The sequence below is a fragment of the Brevundimonas sp. genome, from assembly GCF_023259385.1.
Taxonomy (GTDB): domain Bacteria; phylum Pseudomonadota; class Alphaproteobacteria; order Caulobacterales; family Caulobacteraceae; genus Brevundimonas.
The window spans coordinates 1-7,808 of record NZ_JAHFPF010000175.1 but is presented as its reverse complement, the minus strand read 5'-3'; the positions used below and the strand labels follow the sequence as shown (position 1 = coordinate 7,808).

Genomic DNA, 7,808 nt, shown 5'->3' with positions numbered 1-7,808 from the left:
GCCGCCGCCGAACTGCCGGCCGACCTGGCCCGCGTCCTGCGCGACGGTGAGGCGGTCACGGGACAGCCGCCGGGCTTCGCCCTGGCCCTCGCGGTCGCCGTGCGCCGCATGGAGCTGCCGAGAGACGCGGCGCAGGACATACTGCTGACGGGCCGCCTAGCGGGTTTACTGGCCCATGCGGTCGATCAGATGCTGGACGGCTCGCCTATCCGGGCGCGCCTGCGCTATGTGGGGCCCGAACCGGGCGCGAACTGACCCGACATCATCTTTGAAAGGACGCGCATGGCGGACTGGCTGGCGGCGATCATCCTCGGCCTGGTGGAAGGCCTGACCGAATTCATTCCGGTCTCGTCCACCGGCCACCTGCTGCTGACCAAGGAGGCCCTCGGCCTGCCGCCGGAGCCGTGGGACACCTTCATCGTCATGATCCAGCTGGGCGCGATCCTGGCGGTGGTGGCGCTCTACTTCCAGCGCCTGTGGAAGGTGCTGGTCGGCCTGCCGGGCAAGGATCCGGCGGCGCGCATGTTCGCCCTGTCGGTGCTGCTGGCCTTCATCCCGTCCGCCATCGTCGGCCTGCTGTTCCACGACTTCATCAAGCGGGTGCTGTTCAATCCCACGATCGTCTGCGTGACCCTGATCCTGGGCGGCTTCGCCCTGATCGCGCTGGAGCGCTGGGCGCCCCCGGCCCGCACCGAGGATTCCATGAAGTTCAGCTGGAAGACGGCGCTGGGCGTCGGCCTGTTCCAGTGCCTCTCGATCATCCCCGGCGTGTCGCGCTCGGGCGCGACCATCGTCGGCGGCCTGCTGCTGGGCGTCGACAAGCGGGCGGCGGCGGAGTTCTCGTTCTTCCTCGCCATCCCGACCATGGTCGCGGCCTTCGGCCTCGACTTCTGGGAGAGCCGCGACCTGATCAACGGCGACGTCGCCGGACTGATCGGCATCGGCTTCGTGGTGTCGTTCTTCAGCGGCCTGTTCGTGGTCAGGACCCTGGTCGACTTCGTCGGCCGCTACGGCTTCGCGCCGTTCGCGGCCTGGCGGATCCTGGTCGGCGGCGTCGGCCTGCTGGCCATCTGGGCCTACGGCTGATCCCGGAGCGCCGGAAGTGGTTAGTGGTTAGTGGTTAGTGGTTGGTCGGCAGGGTGCAGCCGCAAGACCTGCGCCGCCCTTCCGCTGACAGTGCCGGCGGAAGAGCGGCGCAAACCGCGCTGTCGCAGGCTGGTGGCCAACCACTAACCACTAACCACTAACCACTAACCACTTCCCCGAAGATCCGCGCTCCGCTGGAGGCGGTGGCTCAGGCCGCCGCCGCTTCCGCGAACTGACCGCCGCGGCGGTAGCGCCACAGATAGCTGGCGGCCACGGCCTCGACGCCCGTGGGCTCGATGTCCAGCGCGGCCAGGCCCTGGGCGTCCGCGGCGACCACGTTGTCGCTCTCCAGCAGCACCACCTGGTCCTTGGTCAGCACCGGCTTGAAGCCGAGGGCCGCCGGGATCTGGGCGAAGGTCCCGATCAGCTTGGCGATGGCGAAGGGCAGGGGCAGGAAGCCCGGGGTGCGGTAGGTCTCGCGCGCCACCAGCCTCAGCACGTCCTCGAAGGTCATCACCGCCGGGCCGCCCAGCTCATAGGTCTGGCCGCCGGCTTCGCTGCGGCTCGCGGCGCGGGCCACGGCCTCGGCCACGTCGCCGACATAGACCGGCTGGAATTTCGTCTGGCCGCCGCCGATCAGCGGCAGCACGGGGGCGATCTGGGCCATGCCCGCGAACTTGTTCAGGAAGTCGTCGCCGGGGCCGAACACGACCGACGGACGCAGGATCACCGCGTCCGGCTTCACTTCGCGCACCGCCATCTCGGCCTCGGCCTTGGTGCGGGCGTAGTCCGACTCGCTCTCCGGATTGGCGCCCAGGGCCGAGACCTGGACCAGACGGTCCACGCCGGCGGCGGCGCAGGCTTCCGCGATCTTGCGCGACGCGCCGACGTGCAGGGCCTCGAAGGTGCGCGCGCCGGCCTCGTACAGGATACCGACCAGATTGATCACGGCGTCCGCGCCGCGAACCGCCTCGGCCACCTGGGCGGCGTCCGTGACGTCGCAGCGGATCGCCTGGATCTGGCCGACCGACCCCGAGGTCTGCAGCTTGTAGGCCCGGTCAGGACGGCGGCAGGCGATGCGGATACGCCAGCCACGACGGGCCAGGGCATGCACAACCTGGCTGCCGACGAATCCCGAACCGCCGAAGACGGTGACCAGGCCGGGGGCGACTTCGCTCATGTCAGACTCCAAAGGCGAACGGCGCGCGGGCGAACCCTTGCTGGGGCGGGGATTAGACGATGGCTGCGAGCCTCGCAACGCAAACGCAAAAAATGGCTGTTGACCCACATGATCCGCTGCCTTAGAGGTCCGCGCCTTCCAGACGAAAACGACCCCTCGGGGACGCGACGTCCGGGCCCAGATGGCGGAATTGGTAGACGCGCTGGCTTCAGGTGCCAGTGACTGAAAGGTCGTGGAGGTTCGAGTCCTCTTCTGGGCACCAATTATTGAAACGGCGTCGCACTTCCGGTGCGGCGCCGTTTCTCTTTTGGGGCGGGGCTCGATGGGGAACGGCGCCCCGGCTGGCGGCCGTTGGTGCTGGCGAAGTGATTAGTGGTTAGTGATTAGTGGGTGGCCGCGTCTCTGACAGCGCCGGTTGCGCGCCGCCGCCTGCGGCGTCGACCCACTAATCACTAACCACTAATCACTAGCTGGGCTCCGTCAGCCGCGATTAGCCGCCTGCCGGCTCCGTCAGACGACATTGGCCTCGCCTCCTGCGCCGCTGCGCGCTACCTACGGCTCATGACGGTATTTCTGCACGAAGGCGATCTTCCCGACGGTCTGGACCTGGGTCCGGTGGTGGCTGTCGATTCGGAGACCATGGGGCTGCGCTTCCGCCGCGATCCGCTCTGCGTGGTCCAGCTGTCGTCCGGCGACGGCGACGCCCATGTCGTGCGCCTGAACCGGCCCGCCTACGACTGCCCGAACCTGAAGCGGGTCATGGCCGATCCGGCGGTGCTGAAGCTGTTCCACTTCGGCCGCTTCGATATCGGCATGTTCCAGCTGCATCTCGGCGTCGAGACCCGTCCGGTCTACTGCACCAAGATCGCCTCCAAGCTGGCCCGCACCTATACCGACCGCCACGGCCTGAAGGATGTCGTGCGCGAATGCGCGGGCGTCGAACTCAGCAAGGCCCAGCAGTCCAGCGACTGGGGCGCGGCCGTCCTGACCCAGGCCCAGCTGGACTACGCCGCCTCCGACGTCCTCTACCTGCACGCCGTGAAGGCCAAGCTGGACGAGATGCTCGAGCGCGAAGGCCGCACCGAGCTGGCGCGCCGCTGCTTCGACTTCCTGCCCACCCGTTCGGCCCTCGATCTCGCGGGCTGGGACGAGCAGGACATCTTCGCCCATGCGTGACGCGCACTGATGATCGAGCCGGTCGAGAGCCGCACCGCCGAGGACGAGGCCCGCGTCGCCGCGACGGCCAAGGCCTTCCGCTCGCGCTCCCGGCGGGTCCAGCTGCTGCGCCGCCTCCTGCCGGTGCTGATTCTGGTGCTGGCCGGCGGCACGATCAGCTGGGTCGTCCTGCGCACCGTCATGTCGGACGTCGAGCGCAAGGCCGGGACCAGCCGCGAGGTCCGCCTCGACAACCCCATGTTCCACGGCCAGGACGCCCAGGGCCGCAGCTTCGTCATCGGGGCCAAGGGCGCGGTGCGGGATCCGGCCACGGGCCGCTTCCGCCTGATCGGCCCGGCGCTCCGCCTGAACCTGGGCGGCCGCAAGGTCACCACCCTGACCGCCGACGGCGGCACGTACGACGAGGTCGCCAAGACCGTGACCATCGGCCCCAACGTCCGGATTTCCGACGGCGGCACCGGTTTCACGCTCGTCACGCCCGAGGCGGTGGTCAATACATCGACCGGCGTGGTGACCGGCGACAAGGGGGTTCAGGGAACCGGCCCCCTTGGAACGATCAACGCTTCGTCCTATGCGATCTATGAACAGGGCCAACGGGTCGTGTTCAGCGGTACGGGCGATAACAAGGTGCGCGGGACCGTGAACCCGGCGAGGGCGAACTGATGAGCAAGACCACACTTCTGACCGCCGCCGCGCTCGGCCTGGGCCTGATGGCCCTGCCGACGATCGGCGACGCCCAGAGCTTCCAGGGCGGGCAGCCGATCACCTGGGGCGCCGACCGCGTCGAATATGTCGGCAGCACCCTGAACCTCATCGGCCGCGCCGAACTGATCCAGGGCGACAACCGCCTGCGCGCCGACCGCATCGCCGGTCTGGACCAGACGGGCGACAGCCGCGTCGAGGCGACCGGCAACGTCTATCTCGTCACGCCGGAACAGACGATCCGCGGGGACCACGCGGTCTTCACCACCAGCAACGACACCGTCATCCTGACCGGCGACGTGATCCTGACCCAGGGCGAGAACGTCGTCACCGGCGCCCGCCTGGTCTACAACACCCGCACCGAGGCGGCGCAGATGGAAGGCGGCTCGGGCCGTCGCGTCCAGGGCGTCTTCCACCCCCAGACGCGGGGGAACTGAGCTTCGGCTCGGGTGTCGCGTGGCGCGCAAGGAACTCTCAGCCCTCAACGTCCATGACGCGGTCGCCCCGGCGCCGGTCGAGGCCGCGCGCGCGACCGGCCTGCGGGCCGAACACCTGGCCCGCTCCTTCGGCCAGCGCCAGGTCGTCCGCGACGTCTCCCTCACCGTCCAGCGCGGCGAGGTCGCGGGGCTCCTGGGTCCCAACGGCGCGGGCAAGACCACCTGCTTCTACATGATCACCGGCCTGATCCCGCCGGACGCCGGCTCGATCTGGCTGGACGGCGAGGACATCACGGCCCAGCCGATGTACCAGCGCGCCCGCATGGGCCTGGGCTATCTGGCGCAGGAGGCCTCGATCTTCCGCGGCATGACGGTCGAGCAGAACATCCGCGCCGTGGTCGAACTGCACCAGACCGACCGCAGGAAGATCGCCGAGGAGACCAGCCGCCTGCTGGAAGAGCTCCGCATCGACCACCTGCGCCACGCCCCGGCCTCGGGCCTGTCGGGCGGCGAGCGTCGCCGTTGCGAGATCGCCCGCGCCCTGGCCGGCAACCCCAGCTTCATGCTGCTGGACGAACCCTTCGCCGGCATCGACCCCCTGGCCATCGCCGACATCCGGCAGGTGATCCGCTATCTGGCGGGGGAGGGCATCGGCGTCCTGATCACGGACCACAATGTCCGCGAGACGCTCGAGATCATCGACCACGCCTCGATCATCTCGGGCGGTTCGGTCCTGTTCGAGGGCAAGGCCGAGGACGTCATCCGCGACCCCGAGGTCCGGCGCGTCTACCTCGGCGACATGTACGCCTGATTTCAGCCGTTGCGGCGTCCGAACGGCTGCGACGGCGCCGTGCCGGGATCATAGGCGGGCCGCCCCCAGTCGACCGGCGCGGCCTGGCGGGTCGGCGCCGGCTCGGTCTGCGGTCCCGGACCGAAGTCGAATCGGGGCTTGTACGCGGGCTCCGCGCCCGTCTCGCCCCTGGCCTCGGCGAACAGGCTCTCCAGCCGCGCCTCGTCATAGATCCCGCCGCCCGAGGAATAGCCGCGCGAACTGGGATCGCGCGGGTCGCCGCCGAACTGGTTCTCGCCGCGCGTGCCGGGCAGCAGGGTCAGGATCAGCAGGACGCCCTGGCAGACCATGCCGATCACCGACAGCACGCCCGCCGCGCCCAGCCCGGTCAGGACCGTGCCGACGAAGGCCTCGCGGCTCGCGCCCGCCCCGACCGCGCCGACGGCCGTGGCGATCGTGCCGATGACCATCACCGAGCTGAGCAGGCTGGGCACGATCAGGCACAGCCAGATCGCGCCGCGCCCGCTGTCGTGCAGCCGGCGCACCAGCACCGCGTAGTTGGGCACGATCAGGGCGGCCAGGCTGATCAGGATCACGCCGAAGGCGATCAGCACGCCGGGCGTCGCCTGGGCGGGTTCGCCCGAGCCCATGGCGCCCAGGGTCAGGCCGACCAGCAGGCCGTACCAAAGCCCCTGCAGCACGGCGAACAGCCAGTACTCGCTCCGGCTGGCGCGACCCTTGAAGTCGGCATAGCGGATCAGCGGTCGGAACATCACCATGGGGGACCCCCGGAAAGCCTGTCGGACAAGGCTCAACCTGTGGGCGAGCGATGAACATGTCGCTGACGGAAGGGGTTAACCGCCGCGAGACGGTCCCGCTTGCCCCCGGCGGGCCGGTGTCGCACACTCCCGCCATGCAGAGACATCGCGCGCTTTCCCTGACGGTCGCCGTCCTGTTCACCGGGCTTCCGACCGTCGCCCTCGCCTGTGATTTCGCGATACCGGCCGACCCGGCGGGGCGCGAGGCCGCGGCGCGGGCCACGATCGACCAGTTCGCCGCCATCATCGACGCCGAGGTCGTCCGCGCCCCGGCGCCCGGCCGTCCCGCCCTCGTCCGCGCCGTCCGCGTCTTCAAGGGTCCGCGGCTGGAGATGTTCGAGATCGGCCCGCAGCGCACTTCCTGCGACGCCGGCATCGGGGGCGTCGGATCGCGCCAGCGGCTGTTCCTCACCGGCGGCCCGGACCTCTGGTACGCGGGCGACACCGCCTCCTACCCGGCTGACGAGGACCGGCTTCTCGGCTCCGACCGCGAGCAGGACTGGCCCTTCGTCGGCGTGGCGATCCAGCCCTGACGAAGGCGCCGCCGCCCTAGCCCTGCCCGGCCGTCTGCTGGATGTTCAGGATCACGAACTCGGCCGGTCTCACCGGCGCGAATCCGATCTGGATGTTCACCCGCCCGGCCTCGATGTCGGCCGTCGAGGTGGTGGTGGCGTCGCAGCTCACGAACCACGCCTGGTTCGAGGCGGATCCGAACAGGGCGCCCTGTTTCCACAGGTCGTTCATGAACGCCGACACCTGGCTGCGCAGGCCCGCCCAGAGGACTTCGTCATTGGGCTCGAACACCGCCCACTTCGTGTTCTGCAGGGTCCATTCCGTCAGATAGAGCATCAGCCGCCGGACCGGGATGTAGGCGTAGGGATCGCCCAGCACGTCGGCGCCTTGCAACGTGCGCGCCCCCCAGATCACCGTACCGCCGATGGGGAAGGTGCGCAGGCAGTTGACGCCCAGCGGGTTCAGCAGGCCGTTCTCCGCGTCGGTCAGCACGGCGGGCAGGCCGGCGACGCCGTTGATCGCCGCGTTCAGCCCCGCCGGGGCCTTCCAGACGCCGGACTGGACATCGGTCTGCGCCCACACGCCGGCCATGTAGCCGCTGTTGGGGAAGGTTCGGACCTGGCCGTCGCGAAGCGGATCGACGGCCTGCACCCGGGGGAAGTAGACCGCGGAACTGCGCCCCGCCTCGACGCTGAACGCGCCCAGGTCGGCCGGCGACACCGCCTGCAGCTCGCCCCGCGCATAGTCCGCCTGCCATCGCGTCGGCGGATCGATGATCAGCATCGCATTGCGCATCACGCAGTATTCCGCCGCCCTCTGGTAGACGACCGGCGGCGTGTCGCCGTCGACGTCGTCGGGCGGAATGCACAGGATGTTGAAGCCCGGCGTCTGGTCCAGCGCATACAGGCCGGTCTTCCGGACCGGATCGCCCAGCCAGGCGCCGATCGACAGGGGCGCTGAATCCCGGCCGCCCTGGCCCTGGCCGGTCGCGCCCGCCGCCACGGCTCCGCCGCTGCTCCAGGTCGCCAGCTGCGACTGCTCCGTCAGCACGTGGCGCAGCAGCAGGGCGGGATAGGCCGGGTCCAGGGTGACGTTGGCGAACCGCT

The 7,808-nt window shown here is 69.8% G+C and carries 9 protein-coding genes, 1 tRNA gene and 1 pseudogene; 8 read left to right on the top strand and 3 right to left on the bottom strand.

The genetic code is table 11. From position 1 onward, the window contains the following. Together Q0C81_RS13275 and Q0C81_RS13270 are read left to right on the top strand one after the other, a co-directional pair. Window positions 1-255 (top strand): annotated as a pseudogene (locus tag Q0C81_RS13275) (citrate/2-methylcitrate synthase); the annotation flags it as partial. 27 nt (window positions 256-282) lie between these two features. Then, the gene (locus Q0C81_RS13270) at window positions 283-1,086 is read left to right on the top strand and encodes an undecaprenyl-diphosphate phosphatase (protein ID WP_291838681.1); all 804 of its coding nucleotides are present in this window, start codon (window positions 283-285) and stop codon (window positions 1,084-1,086) included. 208 nt (window positions 1,087-1,294) lie between these two features. Here Q0C81_RS13270 and Q0C81_RS13265 read toward each other — a convergent pair whose 3' ends face one another. Beyond that, complete coding sequence (locus Q0C81_RS13265) at window positions 1,295-2,266, bottom strand: complex I NDUFA9 subunit family protein (protein WP_291838679.1); 972 nt, start codon at window positions 2,264-2,266, stop codon at window positions 1,295-1,297. A gap of 175 nt (window positions 2,267-2,441) precedes the next feature. Here Q0C81_RS13265 and Q0C81_RS13260 point away from each other — a divergent pair. The 5 genes from Q0C81_RS13260 (at window position 2,442) to lptB (ending at window position 5,392) form a co-directional block, all read left to right on the top strand. Continuing rightward, window positions 2,442-2,528: transfer RNA gene (locus tag Q0C81_RS13260), tRNA-Leu, on the top strand. Window positions 2,529-2,827: 299 nt separating this feature from the next. Then, window positions 2,828-3,442 (top strand): ribonuclease D, encoded by a 615-nt coding sequence (locus Q0C81_RS13255; protein WP_291838676.1) that lies wholly within the window; start codon window positions 2,828-2,830, stop codon window positions 3,440-3,442. Window positions 3,443-3,451: 9 nt separating this feature from the next. Continuing rightward, complete coding sequence (gene lptC / locus Q0C81_RS13250) at window positions 3,452-4,105, top strand: LPS export ABC transporter periplasmic protein LptC (RefSeq protein WP_291838672.1); 654 nt, start codon at window positions 3,452-3,454, stop codon at window positions 4,103-4,105. Further along, on the top strand, window positions 4,105-4,581 hold the full coding sequence (locus tag Q0C81_RS13245; protein ID WP_291838669.1) for an LptA/OstA family protein: 477 nt from the start codon (window positions 4,105-4,107) through the stop codon (window positions 4,579-4,581). The genes lptC and Q0C81_RS13245 overlap by 1 nt, the downstream gene beginning before the upstream one ends. A gap of 19 nt (window positions 4,582-4,600) precedes the next feature. Beyond that, window positions 4,601-5,392, top strand: a complete 792-nt coding sequence (gene lptB / locus Q0C81_RS13240) for an LPS export ABC transporter ATP-binding protein (RefSeq protein WP_291838666.1) — start codon at window positions 4,601-4,603, stop codon at window positions 5,390-5,392. Window positions 5,393-5,394: 2 nt separating this feature from the next. Here the strand turns inward: lptB and Q0C81_RS13235 are convergent, their stop codons facing one another. Further along, window positions 5,395-6,150, bottom strand: coding sequence for a DUF805 domain-containing protein (locus Q0C81_RS13235; RefSeq protein ID WP_291838663.1), 756 nt, complete (start codon window positions 6,148-6,150; stop codon window positions 5,395-5,397). Window positions 6,151-6,206: 56 nt separating this feature from the next. Here Q0C81_RS13235 and Q0C81_RS13230 point away from each other — a divergent pair, with 56 nt between their 5' ends. Then, complete coding sequence (locus tag Q0C81_RS13230; protein ID WP_291838661.1) at window positions 6,207-6,722, top strand: hypothetical protein; 516 nt, start codon at window positions 6,207-6,209, stop codon at window positions 6,720-6,722. Window positions 6,723-6,738: 16 nt separating this feature from the next. Here the strand turns inward: Q0C81_RS13230 and Q0C81_RS13225 are convergent. Next, window positions 6,739-7,808: phage tail sheath C-terminal domain-containing protein (locus tag Q0C81_RS13225; protein ID WP_291838657.1), on the bottom strand; the 1,070-nt coding region annotated here is incomplete at its 5' end.